The 19,305-nt window shown below is 69.2% G+C and carries 11 protein-coding genes; 6 read left to right on the top strand and 5 right to left on the bottom strand.

What is annotated here, in order from left to right; genetic code table 11:
• Positions 1 to 102: 102 nt before the first annotated feature.
• Complete coding sequence (locus ACFUJY_RS24890; RefSeq protein ID WP_383303472.1) at positions 103 to 1,425, bottom strand: hypothetical protein; 1,323 nt, start codon at positions 1,423 to 1,425, stop codon at positions 103 to 105.
• Between the two features lie 324 nt (positions 1,426 to 1,749).
• Between ACFUJY_RS24890 and ACFUJY_RS24885 the strand changes: the two genes are divergently transcribed.
• The 3 genes from ACFUJY_RS24885 to ACFUJY_RS24875 all read left to right on the top strand — a co-directional run bounded on the left by ACFUJY_RS24885 (position 1,750) and on the right by ACFUJY_RS24875 (position 9,051).
• Positions 1,750 to 3,720, top strand: coding sequence for a hypothetical protein (locus tag ACFUJY_RS24885; RefSeq protein WP_383303470.1), 1,971 nt, complete (start codon positions 1,750 to 1,752; stop codon positions 3,718 to 3,720).
• A 127-nt stretch (positions 3,721 to 3,847) separates the two neighbouring features.
• Positions 3,848 to 7,885 carry a hypothetical protein gene (locus tag ACFUJY_RS24880; RefSeq protein ID WP_383303469.1) on the top strand — a complete coding sequence of 1,346 codons (4,038 nt, stop codon included), beginning with the start codon at positions 3,848 to 3,850 and terminating at the stop codon, positions 7,883 to 7,885.
• Between the two features lie 188 nt (positions 7,886 to 8,073).
• Complete coding sequence (locus ACFUJY_RS24875; RefSeq protein WP_383303466.1) at positions 8,074 to 9,051, top strand: hypothetical protein; 978 nt, start codon at positions 8,074 to 8,076, stop codon at positions 9,049 to 9,051.
• Positions 9,052 to 9,395: 344 nt separating this feature from the next.
• Here ACFUJY_RS24875 and ACFUJY_RS24870 read toward each other — a convergent pair whose 3' ends face one another.
• Positions 9,396 to 9,893, bottom strand: coding sequence for an SRPBCC family protein (locus ACFUJY_RS24870; protein WP_383303463.1), 498 nt, complete (start codon positions 9,891 to 9,893; stop codon positions 9,396 to 9,398).
• Positions 9,894 to 10,055: 162 nt separating this feature from the next.
• Here ACFUJY_RS24870 and ACFUJY_RS24865 point away from each other — a divergent pair, with 162 nt between their 5' ends.
• Complete coding sequence (locus tag ACFUJY_RS24865) at positions 10,056 to 12,167, top strand: restriction endonuclease (RefSeq protein WP_383303460.1); 2,112 nt, start codon at positions 10,056 to 10,058, stop codon at positions 12,165 to 12,167.
• Positions 12,168 to 12,217: 50 nt separating this feature from the next.
• On the top strand, positions 12,218 to 13,096 hold the full coding sequence (locus ACFUJY_RS24860) for a GNAT family N-acetyltransferase (RefSeq protein ID WP_383303457.1): 879 nt from the start codon (positions 12,218 to 12,220) through the stop codon (positions 13,094 to 13,096).
• 13 nt (positions 13,097 to 13,109) lie between these two features.
• On the opposite strand, the gene ACFUJY_RS24855 is transcribed toward ACFUJY_RS24860, so the two are convergent.
• The 3 genes from ACFUJY_RS24855 to ACFUJY_RS24845 all read right to left on the bottom strand — a co-directional run bounded on the left by ACFUJY_RS24855 (position 13,110) and on the right by ACFUJY_RS24845 (position 18,289).
• A complete protein-coding gene (locus tag ACFUJY_RS24855; RefSeq protein WP_383303455.1) occupies positions 13,110 to 13,709 on the bottom strand; it encodes an ATP-binding protein in 600 nt (199 codons plus the stop codon).
• Positions 13,706 to 15,532 (bottom strand): MFS transporter, encoded by a 1,827-nt coding sequence (locus ACFUJY_RS24850; RefSeq protein WP_383303453.1) that lies wholly within the window; start codon positions 15,530 to 15,532, stop codon positions 13,706 to 13,708. Before ACFUJY_RS24850 ends, ACFUJY_RS24855 begins: the two co-directional genes overlap by 4 nt.
• Before the next feature lie 201 nt (positions 15,533 to 15,733).
• A complete protein-coding gene (locus ACFUJY_RS24845) occupies positions 15,734 to 18,289 on the bottom strand; it encodes a serine hydrolase (RefSeq protein ID WP_383303450.1) in 2,556 nt (851 codons plus the stop codon).
• 178 nt (positions 18,290 to 18,467) lie between these two features.
• On the opposite strand from ACFUJY_RS24845, the gene ACFUJY_RS24840 reads away from it, so the two are divergent.
• On the top strand, positions 18,468 to 19,190 hold the full coding sequence (locus ACFUJY_RS24840) for a GPP34 family phosphoprotein (RefSeq protein WP_383303447.1): 723 nt from the start codon (positions 18,468 to 18,470) through the stop codon (positions 19,188 to 19,190).
• The last annotated feature ends 115 nt before the right edge of the window (positions 19,191 to 19,305 follow it).

Here is a 19,305-nt window from a genome sequence, read left to right as displayed (position 1 = left end):
CCGCGAAAGTTGGCTGTAACCCGGCCAGTCGTTAGCCAGCTTGCTCTCGGGTGCTTACTACTGGGTTAGGTGACTCCACACACCTTTACCGCCGAGGCCGGCTCAGGGCGTCCACAGCGGGGAAACCTGGCGCGTCGTCGACCAATCCGCCAGGAGCGACCTCACACCCCCGGGGACACCGAGTCTCAGCAGGGCCCAGTCGAGTACAGCAGCTTCGGCATCGCACATTCTGGCGATCAGGTTCGTCTGATCAGGCAGAAGTATCTTCCGGGGGATCACGATCGTCTCGCGGACCCGGTCGAGGGGCAGGCCCCGTTGGAAGCCCTGTGCAGCAGGGCGCAGCGCGTCCTCGTCCAACGGGAGCGGTAGGCGTCGGCGGGCCGCGTTCGACACGATGATTCCGGCGACATGGACGTACTCCTCCAAGAGCGGCCCGAACAGATCCGCGAGCGCGTCAGTCTTGGCCGGGAGGGACATTGCAGCGAAGGGCATCGGAAAGTAGAAGAGGCCGCTGTGGTCCTCCACCCAAATCCACGCGGTGCCTGCCCCTGCCGTCTTGTGGCATTTGCCCCGCACCTTGCCTAGCAGCCGCCTGCCTTGGTCGCTCTCCACGGTCTCCCCGGTCAAGGTGGTGCCTTGGGGCGCATTTCCGGGGTGGACGGTCAGCCGCCTTCCGGCGTTACTGAGAACCTCAACCGCAGTCTCCAAGTCCGCGCACTGTTGAGCGGCCTCCTCGGTCCGCTTCTTCCACGTCTCGAAGTCGTCGCCGTTGAGGAGTTCGGGGAAGTCGCCTTCCCAGTGGATGTCGCGGCCCCTGTCCAGGGTAAGGAGGTGAACTCGGCAGTTCTGGCGGAACTTCTCGTAATCCTGGAGCTTCTGGTCCTCGGCGAAGGTCACGACCTCGATGAAGACCGGACCGATTCGGATATCGCCGGGACCGCCGCTGGCTTTCGTCGGCTCCAGCTCGACCGGGAGTCCCCGGGACACCCCCATGAGCGCGAGCCGGGCCTGCGTCTGGGTGTGTAGGAACCGGGACAGGGTGATGTCGCGTCGGACATCCCGCCTAACCGAGGCAAGGCCAGGCACCCCTGCTTCCTCCAGAAGCGCGTACGCCGCCCACCACCGGACCGCTTCCACCCATGCTCCCTGCTCGGCGCCTTTCATGATCTGGAGTACTGGGGCGGCCCGGCCCAGACCGACGAAAGTGTCGCTCGTCCGGCCCGAGGCAGGGGAGGGGGTCACGGCCCTTGGCAGCCAACCGCTGCCAAGGAACGCGGTGAGCCCGGCCACCGCACGTGCGGTGACCTCGTGGCCTGCGCGCGAGAGGTAGTCGGCGCCCTCCGGGCAACCGAACCACGCCTCCCAGTCGATCGCCCGGACGCCCTGGTCGATCGCCAGCCATATCTCTTTGTCACGAGGGTGCATGCCCGTCAGCATGAAGGACGGGCAACGAGGGCGCCGGAGATTTCCCGAAGCACGGAACCTCCTCCCGGCCGACCCCCTGTCCTCCAGTAGGCATTCAAGCGTCCACGATGCAGTCCGCACTGACCGGCCTACCTGCCCAGCCGATAACCGATCAGAAATGGCGAAAAACGTTCAGAAATAGCCACCGAAGGGAACCACTTGAGCAATCTGACGCAATTTACAATCATCCTCCCTTTGGTTTCAGCACTGTAAATATTGTCCCGCCCCATGGGGCAAATTATTTACCCGCTCGCCTGGTCGTTGCGTACGAGTTCAGTACCCAAGATGTCTGGCTCGGTATCGGGGTGGGAAAGCCAGCTGCGCAACTTGATCACCGGTCTGCATAAATCGGCAGATGGTCGAACTCACGACTCCACGCTTCCCGTAGAGGGCCGGGCTTCCAGTCGCATACTGCCGGAACTCGTCCGAGCAGGTGTGCTGAGCAGGACAGAAGACGGGTTCCTGCCAACCGCGTCAGCTCTACAGTGGTTGGAGAGCGGCGATCCGTGCGATCTGATCGGCATCTTCCACCGGCATGTCCGGTTCATCGGGGAACTGATGGGAGCACTGGCCGAGCAGCCTGCAACACACCAAGAATTAGTGGACACTGCACGACGCTTCGGGCTCCCGTGGGACTCACCTAGTCCGGTCCGCGACCGGACGAACTGGCTGCGGGCCCTCGGCTTGGCCGATCTGTTCGACGGACAGGTGCATCTGACCGCAACGGGGCAGCGAATCCATCCTCTACTCGTCCCTGGCAATCAGGAGATCGACGACGAGCCGAGCGACCTACCGACACCCCCGCCAGCCGTGGCCATGCTGCTCGAGCGGCTCAATCAGCAAGCCCTGCAAGACCGCCCTCACGCTTCAGTCCTCTACGTGCCGGGACGGCAGGACAACGATGGTCGGCTGGAGGCGCTGCGACTCCTTACGGAGGCAGTCATCCCCTCCATCACTGACAATTCGTTCACCGCCCTGCTCCAAGAGGCATTCCCAGGCATCAAGACCCCGTCGAGTGCGAAGAGTGCCCGGGAAGCGGCCAAAGCACTGGGCCTGATTCGCCGTGATTCGTCAACCAGTTGGGCGGCCACGGAGGCAGGCGCCGCTTGGGTGGTAAGCAACGAGCCCCTCGACCTGGCCCGGATCATTCAAGGCCACATCCTCTACTTCGCGGAGATCCTGCACGAACTCGATAACGTGACGCCTGCGACCGCCGCCGGCCTTGCCGATCGGGCACATGTGTATACGCCCTCTGGCAATCGCCAACTGCACGCCACCGCGGTCAAGGCCCGTCTGGATCTGCTGTTGGCCTGCGGCCTAGTGGCCAAGTCTTCGTGGACCACATACCGTGTCACAGCTCTGGGCCGCGCCTTCCGGGCGGCCACCCCGTGCATGTCCCCGCTGGACTCAACGGTGCCTCCAGAGGCCGCCGTCATGCCCGAGCTGAAAGCAGCTGCTGCGCATGGTGAAGCGCTGGCTACGGAAATTGAGTCGGCAGCATACGAAAGTTCATCTCCCGAGCGCCTAGAGCGGGCAGTCATCGCGGCCCTCTCCTACCTCGGTATGCCAGGACATCACATCGGCGGTCAGGGTCATGCCGACGGTGTGGTCCGTATTGGCGTGGGCGTGTACCGTCGCGTCCTCACCGTCGAAGCCAAGACGTCCGCCAAGGGGCGCGTCGTCCACCAGTCCCTCTCACGTCTTCCGCTCCATCGAGCCAAAGTCGGTGCCGACCTCACCCTGCTCGTCGGACCTGGCTTCGATCCCAGGCTGCAGGAAGAAGCCGACGACGATCCCTCAATCGCCCTTGTCTATACCGGCACTCTGGGCGAAGCCGTCCGGGCGCAGGCGCTCACCCCTCTCACCCCCGCCTCTCTTCACCCACTCATCGACCCTGCTATGCCTGCCGACCAACGCGACGACCTGCTTTGCCAAGCTCGACAGGATCAGCTTCGTCACGCTCAGCTTGAACGTGTTCTGCTCGACATCCTCCTCATCGAAGCCGGAGATCCGCTGCACGAAGGTGCATGGCTCGAAGTAACCGACCTCAGGCGTGAACTTCGTACTCGTGGGGAGCGCGTGGACGCGGACGACGTGACGAGCACACTCGCCTTTCTGGCATCAGCGCGTCTCGCGGTCGTGGAGAGGTCGAGTCGCGGATACCGAGCAATCGCTTCCGCTCATACTGTGCTTCAGCGACTGGAGGGGCTGGGACGCCAGTGGCTCCATCTAGGTGCCACGCCAACGCAGGGCTGATCGGTCGAGGACTGCAGCCGCGCTTAATGTCCCCGCATGATCTTTTCCGCCTCCAGAGGTCTCTCTGTGCAGAGCCCCGCCTGGATAATTCGCCTCGGCTATCCGGCTGAACTGTCATGCTTCCTGCATGGCCAGCAAGAACCAACGGCAGCGAGGACGACTGCGGCCCGCCGCGCCTACGCAACAGAACGATCCGGGCAACGAACCCGCAGGGCACCTGTGGACGAAGACGCGCTCGGGCGCACGGGCCGGCCGCGGCTTCCACTACCAGGACGCCGTCGGAGCGTGGCTGTGCGGCCGCGTACTGTCCGGCGGTCTCGTCGTCGATCGCATCGTTCCCGAAGGGTTTGAAGACCTCTCCTGTGAAGGCCAGACGCCCTGGCACGTCCAGGTGAAGTCACGTCAGGAACGGGTCGGTGACTTCACCGCTTCCGACGTTGCCGAGCATCTCATCACCATGACAAAGGCACACGCGAAGCGTGAACAGGCGGAAGTGGCCGGTCGACCTGTGCTCGTTCTTGAACGCCCTGTGAACGGTGAGTGGTTTACGCAATGGGGCAGCCCATTGGGTGATCTCTCGACGGATCATCCGGTGCTGCGCGAACTTGACACGAAGGCTGCTCAGGCCGGTCTGAGCAGGGAGGAGATCGACGCTTGGTGCTCCACTGTCAGCCTCTACGTGCTGCCGTGGCGTATCGCGGCGGATGAGACCTGCACCGCAGTGGTGCAACGATTCGGGCTGCTGCCGGCAGCAGCGGAGCCGGTCGTGCTGGCCATGCGCGACGCTGTGGCGGGCCACGCTGACATCAATGCGGAGATGAGCCTGTCGAAGGCGGCCGGGCTCAGCCGGACGAGCATCGAGCGCATCGCGCAGGAAGTCGCGGAAACCATCGATCGCGCATCGCTGGAAGAAGCGCTGGCGGCGGGTATCTGCGAGCCCGTGGACTTCGACCGGCCGCTTCGGCCGACTGGTTTCTTCGAAGGCATCGATGTGCAGCCCGGCCACATCGCCGCCGGGCTGCCCGCCCCCAGGCCGACTCTGACTGGTCAGGTCGCGAAGGCGATCGACTGTGGGGAGAACATCCTCGTCACCGGCCCGTCCGGGGTCGGCAAGTCGACGATTATGTGGACGGCCGCCTATGTGACCAGGCACGTCCTCTGGTATCGGGTCAGGCTCTTGCGGAACGAAAACATCCCCTCGCTGGTACGGCTCGCCAGAGCGTTGAAGCCCTCGACGCGCTCACCGGTCGGGTTCGTGGTAGACGGCATCGGGATAGGAGCGGCAGAGGCGTGGGACGCCCTGCACCGTGCACTCGCGCCCATTCCCGGCGTCCTGCTTTTGGGCTCGGCTCGGAGCGAGGATCTGCTACTGCTTCGCAGCCGGGCCGACTGCACCCGGATCACAGTCACGCTCGATGAAGAGGTCGCCCAGCAGCTCTACGCCGGGTTGTCCGCGTCCGGGGTCACGAAAGCCGCACACTGGCAAGAGGCATACGAAGCAGCGGGTGGGTTGACTCTGGAGTTCACTCACCTCCTTACGCGGGGACAGCGGCTTTCGGATGTTCTGTCGGAGCAGATCGACCGACGGGTTATCGAAGGGCGACAGACGGAGATCGAAATTCTGGCCAGGGTTTCAGTAGCCCATCGGTGGGGTGCCAACCTCTCGATCCGGGCGCTCCAGCAGCAACTCGGCATCGAGGACGTAGAACTGCGAGCGGCACTGTCCCGTCTGGTTGACGAGCATCTCGTTCATGAGCAGACGGGTCACCTGTCCGGGCTTCATCAGCTGCGCTCTGGCAGGCTGGCCGATGCTGTGCACGCGGTGCCGCCGCCGATGTTGGGCGAGACCGTCAGCGCCGTGATGCGGATACTGACGGACGCGCAACTCCAGCCGTTCGTGGCGAGCGTTCTCAGCGAACGTCCCAGCCTGGACTCCGTCGTACTGCAGCAGATCGCGATCGAGCTCGGACACAGGCCCGGGGTGGTTGCGACGGCTGGTGCTCTCCAGGCACTGCGGCTGGTTGACTTCGGCCGATATGCCGCTGACTGGGCGCGCATCCTCGACCGGCACGAGGTGGCGCCCGCTCTTCGTCGTACCCTCCTGCAACTCGCCCTGTTGGGCGGGGATCCACTGCCCAACCTGAAACCCGAGATTGCTCTGGCTATGGCCGAGATCTCTACGACTGGCCCACTCGACTCGCCTCTACGTGACATGTTGGCCGAGCGTTTGGGAACGTCCGCGTTGGTGCGAGGGCTCGCGCTGTGCGGGGAGCCAGCTGAGGCTCAGCGGTTCCTGGCGGTGCTCACTGGAATCAATCTCGACCTCACGGGCTGGCCGTCGGCACTCGCAAGCTCCCCGTTCGCCCGTTTGCTGGCCGACGCATCGGTCGAGATACTGGGAGACCTCCTCACGGCAGCGCGAGCGGTGTCATTGACCCTGGCCGTGGGTTTGCTTGAGCTCGTAGGCGGAGAGGAAGCCGTCCTGACAAGGCTCAAGTCCCATTTTCCGTGGATCACCGAGCTGTCCGTGATGGAGCGAGATGGTAGTCCGGTTGCGTACGCCCGTTTGCTGCACGTGTCCGATCTGGCCCAGCCGGACATGGAACCGTCGACCCGAGCGTTCGGCCAAATCCTGCTTCGCTGTCTTCCGCACTGCGAAAGCGAGGACGTCCAGAATCTATTGCCCGGCGGTATCCCTCTTACCTTCGGCGACTTCACGAGTGGAATCATTCGCATATCACGCCAATACGACCGTGCACCCGTCCAGATAGCGTGGGTTCGCGCACAGGCTCTGATAGCCACGACTGCGGCCGGAACCGGTGACTGGACGAGTCGGGCATCTGCGGGAAGCACCATGCTTCCCATGCTGTACAAGTACCTGACGGATCTCACCCGGATTTGGTGTACCGGACGCAGCCGTCCTCAGGACATCGCCAAACTTCTCGCGGCGCAAGCGGCGTTGCGCGAGCAGGCCGCAGCTCTCACATTGCCAGTCGACACCGCCTCCCTGTCTGCGATGTCCGCCGACGACGCTGCTCCAGGCGGTGGGGTGGATAACCTCCAACATCTCGTGGACGGAATCGCGGACAACCTCACACGGCGAATCATCGACCCACAGCAACGCGGAGCATTGGCCTGCTACGTCCGCGACACCCTGCGGGACTGCGTGACCAACGTGCGGGACCAGGAGCGCTGGCACCTGATCGGTCAAGAACCACCAGCCGTCCTTGATCGGTTGGAAGAATCCCTTGCCGACCTGTACGCGGTCCTGGCGGAATTGGCCTGGGGCACCCTGGACGAGAGGAAACTCAGGACGGCAGCGCGGTCCGGGCCTTCCACGCGCGCGCTCGCCCGGGCGGCAGAACTCGCCAGCAGAACCGCCGACGCACGAGCAGTCGCCGCCCAGCACAGGTTTCAGGCAGATGCCGAGGCCGCAGGGCTCTCTGTTCAGGTCTACGCTCGGCCGCTCCCGGCTGCCGACGCGACGTACTGGCCTGCCACTGAGTTGGCGGTAGGCGTGGAGCTGGACGAGCTCACTCGATGGCCAGCAGCGCTGGAACAGCTGAGCGCTCTGATGCGTCACCATCTCGTGCCGCAGGGCAATCGCAGTGCAGTCCTGCTCGTGCCCTTCGTCGACGGCAGACCGATCAGGCTTCTCGCGCGCCAACTCCAGACGACGTTGTGGCCTGGAATCGACCTCTTTGATGCCTGGAGCAGGGCACTACCTGGGGCCCATCCGACTCCTCTCACCGATGCTGTTATCGGTGCGCACCAGTCTCTCCAGACTCTCTCCGGCCTGGCGTATCTGACGGCTCTGCGAGAGCCCCATGCGCTGCACCAGAGCATCGCGGATCAAGCCGCGGGGCAGTTCCAGCAGGCGCACCGCACCATCGCGAGACTCCGCCCCGTGGACACGGTCATCGACGAGGTCATGGACTTCCTCAACTCCCTCGCTCGCAGGGTGGAGGCCGAGTTCGCTGAGGACTCAGCTCTCCGAGATGCGGACGTAACGAACTTCGCGACGTCGATCGCTCAAGGCATCACCGGTCATCCAACGGACGACTACCAACTGTTGGACAGCGTGATGACGGTCACCCTGCAATGGGACCTCGATCCCGATCGTGCTGCGCGACTCCTCGCCGGACCCAACGGTGGAACACCATGAATCCGACACTGCCCAATGCTTGCCGGCCACGACGACATCGCGCCGGGTCAGTGCCCTACTCATGTCGATCCAAGAAGCATGTACCACGCTCTACTCCGGTGTTAGATCACCATTGAGGTGAGGTAGTGAACAGTTCGGTACGGGCTAACCAATACGCTGGCCGCTGCGCCCGGTGCGGTGCGGAAGTCGTGGCCGAGGCTGGCGTGCTGCTCCGGAGCGTGTGGGGCGACTGGGTGGTCTACCACCCGGCTCATGCACCGACACCCGACAGGGACGGCACCACATCGGATGCCTCCGCATTGCGCTCCAACCAGAGAGACGGAGAGTGCGAGGTCTGCGGATCGATCGTTCCGGCAAGGCTCGGAGTGCTCGTGGATACCGGCTTCGGCGGATGGGACGTCTACCACCGCGAACACGTCCGTGAGCCGGCGCCGCCGCCCCGCCGCCACCATCCGGGCTGGCATCGACGCCGTCTCATGGCCCTAGACATCGCGACAACTGGCAACCGCTACGGCGTCGACCGCATTCTCAGCGCGGTCGTGCGCATTACTGACGGAACGGACCAGTCCTGGCTCATTGCCCCTGGTTCCGGACCTGTCTCCGTCGCACCTCGCAAAAATCACAGCATTTCGGTGGAGCACGCACGTGCCTGCGGGAAGCCTGCCTCCCAGGCATTGGAAGAACTGGCGACTGCGCTAGCCGAACATTTGGCAGCCAAGGAACCGCTAGTGGTCTGGCACGCTCCGTTCGTGCTCACTACGTTGGAGACCGAACTGCTCCGGCATGGACTCACACCATTGTCCCAGCGCCTGGCCAACGGATTGTCGCCAATCTGCGACCCGCTGGTCCTGGACCGACACGCCGAACCATTCCGCCCCGGTGGGCGCACCCTAGAAGCGGTCGCCGAGTGGTACGGCATCCCGCACGACCGCCCCGGTGATCCCTCATGTGACGCCGAGACCACACTCGTCCTCGCGCAGGTGATCGCGGCCTGTCATCCCGCCATCGGACGCTTGTCCCGCCCCGGGCTCCACCGGGAACAGTTGCGCTGGCATGAGCAGTACGTGCAGGAGGCCGAGACTCGACGCCCCGACAAGAACAGAGACCACCTTTGGCCCCTGGAAACGGCCCAGGTGCTGGCCTGGAAGGAACACGATCCCGCCTGACGCACGGCAGCCCTCTGTCTCCTCCGACCAGCACCGAGCGACCGCAACCCTCAATCGCAGGTGCCGCCCAGTTGGTCCTCCGGGCCCTGGCAGTCGTCGGTGGCGGCCAAGATATGCCCTTCGGCCGTCGCCGAGGCAGCGGGACCTCACACCTCTTCCATGCGTGCGCAATGCGTGAGCGGACGGTCAGGCACAAGGCGCCACGAGCAGGACCGAGTACCAAGCCGCGTGGCGCTGACCAGGCCGGACAGCACCACGCAGCAGGCTCGGGCACTACCCGGCAAGGATTCGATCCCTCTCCTAAAGCGGGTGTCGCAGGTTCGAATCCTGCCGGGGGCACCGTGTCAGCGGCCCCGGACCGATCGTGGTCCGGGGCCGCTCGCGTTCGGGGGCTGTCCGGAGCGGTGGCGGATCGCTCCGAGGAGGCGGCGCATGCCCAGTGCGTGGGTGCCCGTGGTGATGACCAGGAGGCGGTAGGCGCCGCCCGTCGGGCCGGGGAACGTGGCTCGGCTCTCGGCGCGCAGGCGGGAGCGGGTCGGGGTCAGCGCTTCCAGGCGGAAGGTCAGGGTGTACGTGGAGAAGCGGTGGCGGCCCGAGAGGGTCAGCTCTCGGGGAGGGGTGGCGGCGGTCACGCGGAAGCCGGGCAGCGTCGCGCCCTCGGTCAGGGGGCGGGGGCCGGAGGCCGTGCGGTCGGTGGCGCCGACCAGGCGGGCGTAGGCGGTCGCGCCGGGGCCCGCGAAGGCGTGGTCCAGGGTCTCGCTCAGGGCTTGCCAGACGGCCTCGGCCGGCGCTTCGACGACCGTCGCGTGCTCGTCGATGTACGGCAGCGGAGCGAGCGGCATCAGAGCCTCCATGAGGTCCACGCGACGGGCGGGGTCGTCCTCGCGTCATCCTCGCACCTTCGGCTTCTCCAACTTCCCCCCGAACCCGCCGACTTCGTGGGCCGCGGGCCCGTTCGCGCATTAAAGTTGCGGCATCACTGCTGTGGGGAGGGCCTGGGCGGGATGAGTCGTCGCTCCAATGGGTTGGTTGCCGTGTGGGCCGAGGCGCAACGGCAGCAGCAGCGGCAGCAGGAGGCGCAAGCCCGGCATCGGCGGGAGCAGGAGCGGGCGCAGCTGGCGTATCAGCGGGAGGTCGAGCGGAGCCGGCGGGCCAGTGAGCGGGAGCGGAAGGCCGCCTACCGGGAGCAGCGTGAGGCCGAGGCGCGGCGGCGTACGCGGGAGTTGGACGCCCGCGTCGAGGCGTTGCAGGGGCTGCTGGCGGCCGGGTGCCGGGCGCCGGCGTTCCGGGCCTCGGCGCTGACGCGGGCGGAGCGGGTCGAGCCGTTCGCGCCGGGGCCGCTGGCGCAGCCCGTGCCGATGCCCGACCCCGCACGGTACGAGGCGCAGGGCGGCGGCTGGACCGCGGGGCGGCGGGCCCAGGCGCAGGCCGAGGCGCGGGCCCGGTTCGAGCGGGACCGGCAGGCGGCGCAGGCGGCCGAGGCGCAGCGGCAGGCGCAGTTCGCCACGTACCAGCGGCAGTACCAGGAGTGGGCGGACGCGCGGCTGGCGGAGATCCGGCTCCACAACGCCGGGATCGCGGAGATGACCGCCGGACTGCGTGCCCGGGACGCCGAGGCGGCCGTGGCGTACTTCTCCGCCGCGCTCTACGCCTCCACCGGCTGGCCCGACGAGCTGCCCCGGCAGGTGTCGGCGGCGTACGACTCGGGCGCGCGGCAGCTGGTGCTGAACTGGGAGCTGCCCCGGTACGACGTCGTCCCGGAAGCGAAGTCCGTGCGGTACCTGATCAACGCGGATCAGGAGAAGGAGTCGCCCCGGCCGGTCACGCAGCGCCGGGCCCTGTACCGGGACGTGCTCGCCCAGTGCCTGCTGCTCGTCCTGCGCGATCTCTTCGCCGCCGACGAGTTCGGGGCCCTGGAGTCGGTCGCGCTGAACGGCTTCGTGGACGACCACGACCCGGTGACCGGGCGGCGGGTGCCCATGTTCCTCGGCACGGTCATGGCGGCCCGGGCGGACTTCGCCGAGCTGCACCTGGAGCAGGTCAACGCGGTGAACTGCCTGGTGGACGGGTTGCGCGGGCAGCTGTCCACGCGTCCCGACCAGTACGCGGCGGTGCGGCCCGGCCGGGTCCCCGAGGACGTCGGCAACGGGGTCGTGACCCATGGCGGCGACGAGGAGCCGGACCTGTACGAGATGGACCCGCTCGCCTTCGAGGCGCTGGTCGCCGAGCTCTTCCGGGCGATGGGCATGCAGGCCGTCACCACGCAGCGCTCCAACGACGGCGGCGTGGACGTCGACGCGCTGGACCCGACGCCGATACGCGGCGGCAAGATCGTCGTCCAGGTGAAGCGCTACCGGAACACCGTGCCGCCGACGGCCGTCCGCGATCTGTACGGGACGGTCCAGGACACCGGCGCCAACAAGGGCGTGCTGGTCACCACCTCCACGTTCGGCCCCGGTTCGCACACCTTCGCCAACGGCAAGCCGCTGGAGCTGGTCCCGGGCTCCGAGCTGGTCGATCTGCTGCACCGGCACGGGCTGCGCGGGCGCCTGGGCGGTGGCGGGGAGCGGCCGGTCCCGGCCCCGCGGATCGCGCCGGACGGCGAGCGCCGCGCCGGCGGCAGCCGCGACGACGACCACAACGTGCTCGGCATGTACTGGTCGGGGTCGGTCGCCCTGGACGTGTGCGCGCTCGTCTGCCGGGGCAACCGCGTGCTGGACGACGACCACTTCGTGTTCTTCAACAACCCGCGCACCCCGGACGGCTCGGTCCGCGCGCTGATCCCCGTCGCACCCGACAAGGCCGCGATCGGGGTCGGCTTCGACGCGCTCCCGGCGCGCGCGGACCGGCTGGTGATCATCGCCGCGGTCGACCCCGTGGCCAACCCGGACGCCGACCTGTCCGGCTTCACCGACGCCGGGATACGGCTGCTCGACGCCGATCGCGCCCCGCTCGACCAGCTGGACGTCTCGGACGGCCGGCCCGGCGAGACCGCGCTGGTGCTGGGTTCGTTCCGCCGACGGGCCAACGGCGATTGGGAGTTCGTCACCGGCGGCAAGGGGTACCGGGGCGGCCTGGAGGAGTTGGTCGCGGAGTACGGGATCGACGTCGAGTAGGCAGCCGAAAACCACGGGCGCTCCCCTCTCCCGTCACGGGAGGATGTGCCATGGATTCCTCAACTTGGCTTCGCGTTCCGGACGTTCACTCCTTCCTCGCCCGCGCCGGGGACTTCCTGCGGTCGCGGCCCGCTCTGCACACCGTCACCCTGACCGTGTGCGAGGGGCTGCGCACGCGGGGGCCCCAGGCGTACGGGGACGAGGCGCCCGTCTTCGGGGTGCTGGAGCGGGGCGGCGAGGTGCGCGCCGCCTACTTCCGGACGCCGCCCTACCGGCTGATCGTCACGCCCCTCACGCCTGGGGAGGCCGGTTCGCTGGCCGCCCATCTGCATGCCGTGGGCGACCCCGTCCCCGGGGTCAACGCGGACGAGGCGACCGCCGCCGCGTTCGCCGAGGCGTGGCGGGCGCGCACGGGCGCGGGGGTCCGGCTCCACGAGCGCCTGCGGCTCTACCGGCTCGGGGAGCTCCGATGGCCGGAACCCGCTCCGGAGGGGCGCGGCCGGATCGCGGAGGCGCGGGACCGGGAGCTGGTCGCGCGGTGGTACGTGGAGTTCGTGCGGGCCGTCGGTGGCGGCGGCCACCGGGACCCCGGAGCCTGGGCCGACGCGCGGATCGCCGACCGCCGCGTCACCCTCTGGGAGACCCCGGACGGCGTCCCCGTTTCCATGGCGGCGCTGACCCCGCCGGTCGCCGGGCAGATCCGGGTCGCCCACGTCTACACCCCGGCCGAGCTGCGGGGCCGGGGTTTCGGGGCCGCCGCCACCGCCCACGCCTCCCGGGCCGCGCTCGCCGAGGGCGCGGCGGAGGTGCTGCTCTTCGCGGACCTCGCCAACCCCACGAGCAACGGCGTGTACCAGCGCGTCGGCTACCGGCCCGTGACGGACTTCGCGGTGTACGACCTGGCGGGAGCGGCGGTGGTGCCCCGGTGATCCGGCACGCTGGTCAGCGCCGCACCTCGACGGTGAGGTGCGGCGGCCAGTCGGTCAGCCCGGTCCCGGTGGCCGCGGTCAGGCCGGCGGCCGGGCGGAAGTGGACCCGGGTGCCCGTGGTGCCGTCGTCCGGGACGGGGTCCAGGTCCGTCACGGGGACGCCGTGCTCGTAGCGCTGGGTCCAGGAGCCGTCGGCGCGGCGGTTGGTGTGGATCAGCCGGTCGCTGAGCGCGGCGACGACGGACATGCCCCGGCGCGGGTGGCCGTCGGGCAGGAGCGGGGCGTCGGGCGCGTCGAAGAAGCGGAGGTCCTTCGTGGCCATGACGGGCTTCTTCACCGGGCGGCCCGCCGCGTCGCGGCGGGTGTCGGTGCCCCGGCCGTCGTCGGTGACGGAGACCGAGCCGTCCGTGTGCAGCGTGACGAGGGCGCGGCCGGCTCCGGTGGCCTCCGCCTCGTCCGCCGCGTAGGCGAGGACTTCCAGGACGAGGTGGCGTACCCCGCCGGGGGCGTACGTCCCGGGGGCCCGGCGGACCGCCTCCAGGTGGGCGTGGTCCACCTCGGCGGCCCAGTCGTGCGTGGTGTTCCGCCAGGCGGCGCGTACCGCGTCCGTCACCGCAGCTCGTCCGGGCACGGGGTTCCCGGCGGGAGCTGGTAGGGGGCGCCCAGGCGGTAGGTGCCGGGGCGCGGGGCCACGAGTTCCGTCCATTCGTCGCCGTCCTCGTCCTCGGCCACCTTGTTCAGGCAGCCGTTCTCGTTGACGAAGGTCCTCGGGGTGCTCTCGTCCGCCCGCTGCTTGGACGCCTCGGTCTCCTGGGGGCGTTCCACGCCGTTGCCGTCCTCGTCCACGACGGCGAGCCAGCGCGAGTACGGGACGCGGATCAGGACCCGGCCGGCCTTCTTGACGTGGATCGTCAGCTCGCCCTCGCCCGCGCGCTCCACCGTGGCCGGCGGGTCGGCCAGCGGGACCGGGCTGTCCACCGCGAAGAGCCGCCAGTCCTCGTTGGACCAGATCAGCTTCAGATAGGAGAGGCCCTTGCCGACGAGTTCGGCCTCCTTGCGGGCGCCGCTGTAGTCGGGATCGCCCTGCGGCAGCACCACGTAGTGCACCGCCCAGCGGTCGAGCCACTGGCGGTAGTTGATGGGGTCCAGGGTGTCGTCGTAGAAGAGCGGGTTCCGCTTCATGTCGGCCTGGCGGTTCCAGCCCCGGGCCAGGTTGACGGAGCGCGGCAGCGCGGACGCCTCGCGGTGGCTGCTCGGCGGGACGACCTCGACCCGGCCGCGTTCGGCGCCGACCTTCTGGAGCTGGTTGACCAGGGGGGCCAGCGAGCGGGTCCAGGAGGCGGTGGGGGCGGTCCTGACGATGTCGTCGATGCCCTTGAAGCCGATCCAGACGTTCAGCGAGACGAACGCGAGGACCAGCGCGTACCACCGGCGCGAGCGGGGCGCGGTGTAGGGGAGCGCGGCCAGCAGGACGACGCCCGCGTACAGCATCGCCATCCGCGAGACGTTGGAGCCGATCTGCGAGTCGATGAGGAACGTGAGCAGCGTCCCGACCCCGTACACGGCCGAGGCCGTGCGTACGGTCTTCCAGTCGGACGGTACGAGGAAGAAGACGAGCCAGGCGAAGACGAACGGCCCGGACAGGGTCGCGACCGACATCGGCTGGGTGCCGGAGAACGGGAACAGCCAGGCGGACAGCGCGACCACCGCGACCGGCGCGAGGCCCAGCGCGTACGCGCCGGGGCGCCGCTTGTTCAGGAACAGCGCGGCCGCGACGACGCCGAGGAAGAGCCCCGCGACCGGGCTGCCGGCCGTCGCGAGCCCGGCGAGCGGCGCGGCGACGGCCGCCTTCGCCCACCGCTTGTAGCGCCACCGGTACGGCCAGCAGAACACGGCGGCGGCGGCACCGGCCGCGAACATCATGCCGAGCCCGAACGTCACCCGGCCGGACAGCGCGTTGCACAGGTACGCGAAGACGCCCGCCATCGAGCAGGCCAGCGGATTGCGGACCGCCTTGACCCGGTACAGGATCAGCGAGGTCAGCCCGGCCGAGACCGTGCCGGCGATCATCATCGTCGTCCGCACGCCGAGCAGGGACATCAGATACGGCGAGACGACGCTGTACGAGACGGGGTGCATGCCCCCGTACCAGGCGAGGTTGTACGCCGTGCCGGGGTGCCGGCCGACGAACTCGGCCCAGGCGTCCTGGGCCGCGATGTCGCCGCCGCTGTTGGCGAAGAAGAGGAACCACAGGATGTGGGCGACCGCGGCGACCGCGGTCGTCAGCAGGACCGGGTGGCGCAGGACGCGCTGCTTCAGTCCGTCGAACCGGCCGGGCGCCCGGGACGTGTCCTCGCCGTCGCCGCGGCGCTTCGCCCGCGCGGGGTCCGTGCCGGCGGTGTCGGCGTCCGCCCGTGTCGGCTCGGCAGTGGTCACTGCGTCTCTCCCCGTCCCTTCCCGGACGCGTGGTTTCGGCCGGCTCTCCTGCTCGGGTCTCATGGGCCGAAAGACGCGCTCCGGGGTCCGCGCGTTGCCCCCGGGACGCTAACACGCGGGGTCCTTCCGGCGTACGGGAAGGCGGCCCGCCCGGGAGCGGTGGGGCGGGGCGCCGGGTGGGCGCCCCGCCCGCGTCCGTGCTCAGCCGACGCGGGTCAGCTTGTCGCCGAACGACGGCTTCGCGAGGTCGTCCCGGAGCGCGACCGCGACCTTCACCTGGCTCCGGCCCTCGCCCACGGTGAGCGTGCCGACGTGCGTACCCGCCACCGCCTCGTGCGGGATGGTCTTGCCGTCGTCGGTCAGTTCCAGCTTGACCGTGAGGCCGGACCAGCCGACCGCCTCGACGTCCTTCGTCGCGACGACGGGCGTGGTGTGGCCCATGCCGTCGTCCACCTCACCGACGACGTCGCCCTTCTTGACGATCTTGGCGCCCTCCAGCAGGTCGAGCGTGGCCAGCATCACCTTCTTGCTGACCCGGTTCACCTCGTCGATGATCGAGAGGTCGTCGTACTGCCCCAGGATCGCGCCGACGATCAGCTGGTCGGTGCCGTCGATCATCTTGTGCGCCGCGAAGAGCAGGTTGCCGCCGGCCTTGGAGGTGGAACCGGTCTTGATGCCCAGGGCGCCGTCGAACGGCACCAGGGTGTTGTAGTTGCGCCACGTGTGACCCGAGGGGTCCTTCCACTCCGGCAGCCGCGTGATGTCCATCAGCGCCGGGAACTCGACCAGCTTCTCGCCGAGCTTCACCAGGTCCTCGGCCGTGGAGACGGTGGAGGCGGTGAGCCCGGAGGGGTCGGTGTACGTGGTGTTCTTCATGCCCAGTTCGTCGGCGGTGGCGTTCATCTTCGCGACGAACGCCTTCTCCGAACCCGCCTCCCAGCGGGCGAGCAGCCGGGCGATGTTGTTGGCCGAGGGGATCATGATCGCGGCCAGCGCGTCGCGCTCGGTGAGTATGTCGCCCTCCTTCACCGTGCTCAGCGTGGACTCGCCCTCGGTGTAGAGCTTGCCGTCCGCCTCCGCCTTGGCGTCGATCTTGATGTCCGGGCCGTTCTCGCCGCGCTTGAGCGGGTGGCTCTTGAGGACGAGGTACGCCGTCATCGCCTTGGCGACGCTCGCGATCGGCACGGGCTTCTGCTCGCCGAAGGAGTCGACCTTGCCGAGGCCGGTGGCCGCCATGTAGCCCTGGCCCTGGTCGGGCCACGGCAGCTTCGGGGCGCCGCCGTCGAAGCTGTACGTCGACTTCGCGGTCATCGCGAGCGACGGGTCCGGCAGCGGGCGCACCATCTGCACGATCGCAAACACGATGAGCAGGAGGACGACGAGCGGTGTCCAGATCTTGACCCTGCGCACCGCCGTGCGGACCGGGGTCTCCGGCGGCGGCGGGGTGTTCGTCAGCTCGGCGAGCAGGTCGAGCGGCGGCTTCGGCGGCATCGGCTGCTGCCGGGTCCGCTCGGCACCGCTGAGGGCCGCGGGGGCGCCGGCCCCGGGCGCGGGGCTCTCGGGCCGGCGCGGGGCGGGCGTCTGCGCCGGGCGTACGTCGTCGGAGCGCAGCGGTACGAACCGGCTGGTGCGCTCGGCGAGCGACTCGGTCTCGGCGGTGAGCGGCTGTCCCGACGGCGACCTGGTGATCTTCAGCGCGGTGGTCGGCTGATCGACCTGGGGCAGGCGGGGCGCCTTGAAGACGGCGGTGGGCTGGTCGACGGGGGCCTCGGCGGCCGGTGCCTTCGCGCCCGGGGCGCCCTCGCCGCCGGCCGGCTTCTCCGCCCCGGCGGCGGAGGCCTTCCCGCCCGGGGCCTCGTCGTCGGCCGCGTCCGCCTCGGCGCCGACGGGCGCCTTCGCCTCGGCGTCGGGCGCGTCCGCCTCGGCGCCGACGGGCGCCTTCGCCTCGGCGTCGGGCGCATCCGTCTCGGCGGGCCCGGACTCCGGGTCCGGCTCCGGGGCCGGCTTCGCGGCGGCCTCGGGCTCGGACTGCGGCTCCGGCTTCGCGGCGGCTTGCGGGTCGGGCTCCGGCTCTGCGGCGGGCTCGGACTGCGGCGCCGGCTTCGCGGCGGGCTCCGGCTCCGGCTGCTGCGCGGCGGCTTGCGGCTTCTCGTCCGGGGTCTCGTCTGCGGTCTCGTCGGTCTCGCCGCGGGAAGCGGTTGCGCGGGGCTTCTCCGGGGCGTCGGCCTCGGCGGTGTCCTTCTCGCTCTCGTCCCCCGTCGACACCCAGGCCGCCACCGCCGCCCGGAGGCGCGCGTCGCCCTCCTCGGGCCGGGCAGCCTCCGCGTCGGCTGCGGGCTCCGCGCCCTCGGGGGCGTCCGTGGCCGCCTCCGGGGCGTCCGGAGCGGCCTCCGGGGCCTCAGCGGCCTTCGGAGCGCTCTCAGCGCCCTCGGGGGGCGTGCCCGCGCCCTCCGCACGGCTCTCCGCGCCCCGAGTGCCGTCGGCGGCCTCCGGAGCCGCCCCCGCGTCCTCGTCCGGGCCGGCGCCCGGCTCCCCGGCGGCATCCACGGACGCGGGCTCCACCTCCGCACCGGCTCCCGGGCCGGAGCGCGTACCGGAGTCCGCACCGCCCTCCGGGCCGGCTCCCGTCCCGGAGTCCCCACCCGTCCGTTCACGGAAGACGTCGAGCCGCGGATCGCGCTCGTTCCGAGTCGTTCCCGACGACTGCTGCTGCTCCGACTTGTCGGGGGACTCGCCCGCCACCGATGCCTCCTCCATGCGGCGCGGGGAACCCCCGCGCTGTCCGAACCGTCTACCAGTGTCCCGTGTGAACCCTTGGCCGGGCTGCTAGACGAGAACGACATACCTACTGGTTCCCGTACAAAGCCACCAGGCACCCTCGACAGACAGATGTGAGAGGGGTCACCCTGTCAGACATCCACGCGGGGAGGCATGGATGGGCAGGAGCCGCAGAACAATTCCGGAGGAGCTTCTGCTGCTCGCTCTGGACCCGACCACGGGTACCACAGCGCAGCCGCAGTCGCTCGACCTCGGCCTCGCCGGAGCCCAGCTAGTGGAGCTGGCCCTGGCAGGACGGATAGCCCCAGACGGGGATCGTATCGCCGTGGTGATGCCACGGCCGACAGGAGATCCGACCCTGGACTCCGCACTGGAACTGCTGCGCAGGCGTGGCAGTCCGGTCCGGGCGGTCCACTGGATCGGCGGACCCCGGCTGGGGCTCCGCCAGATTTACCTCGCTCATCTGGAGCGGTGCGGCATGGTGCATGCCGTCGCGGGCCAGATGTGCGGAGTGCTGCCGACGACTCGCTACCAGGCGACGGACACGGCGATCAGCCGGGACATCAGGGCCAGGCTGGACAGTGCGATCCGCACCGGTGTACCGCCGGACCCGCGGACCGCGGCGCTCGCCGCACTGGCCCACGCGGTCGGACTCGGCAAGCACCTGTACCCCGGGAACGAGGGGCGTTCATCGCGCTCCCGGCTCCGGGACCTGATCAGGCACGACCCGATGGGCGGCCTCGTGGCGCACGCCGTGATGGACGTGCAGAACGGGGCGGTCGCACAACCGCGCCGCGCTCAGGCGGCCGGCGTTCCGTTGCAACCGCAAGTGCCGTCGCCGTCACGGCGCGGCAGCATGGCGCACACCGCGGCCCACTAGGACCGCGACCGCACCACGAAGCACCACCGTCACCACCCGCATCACCATCACCACTTCGACAACCGAACATCGCCGCACCGTCGTCAGCCAGACCCGGTCCGGGAGCCGCACCAGG

Source organism: Streptomyces sp. NPDC057249 (assembly GCF_042669245.1).
Taxonomy (GTDB): Bacteria; Actinomycetota; Actinomycetes; order Streptomycetales; family Streptomycetaceae; genus Streptomyces.
This window is presented reverse-complemented; position numbering and strand designations above follow the sequence as displayed.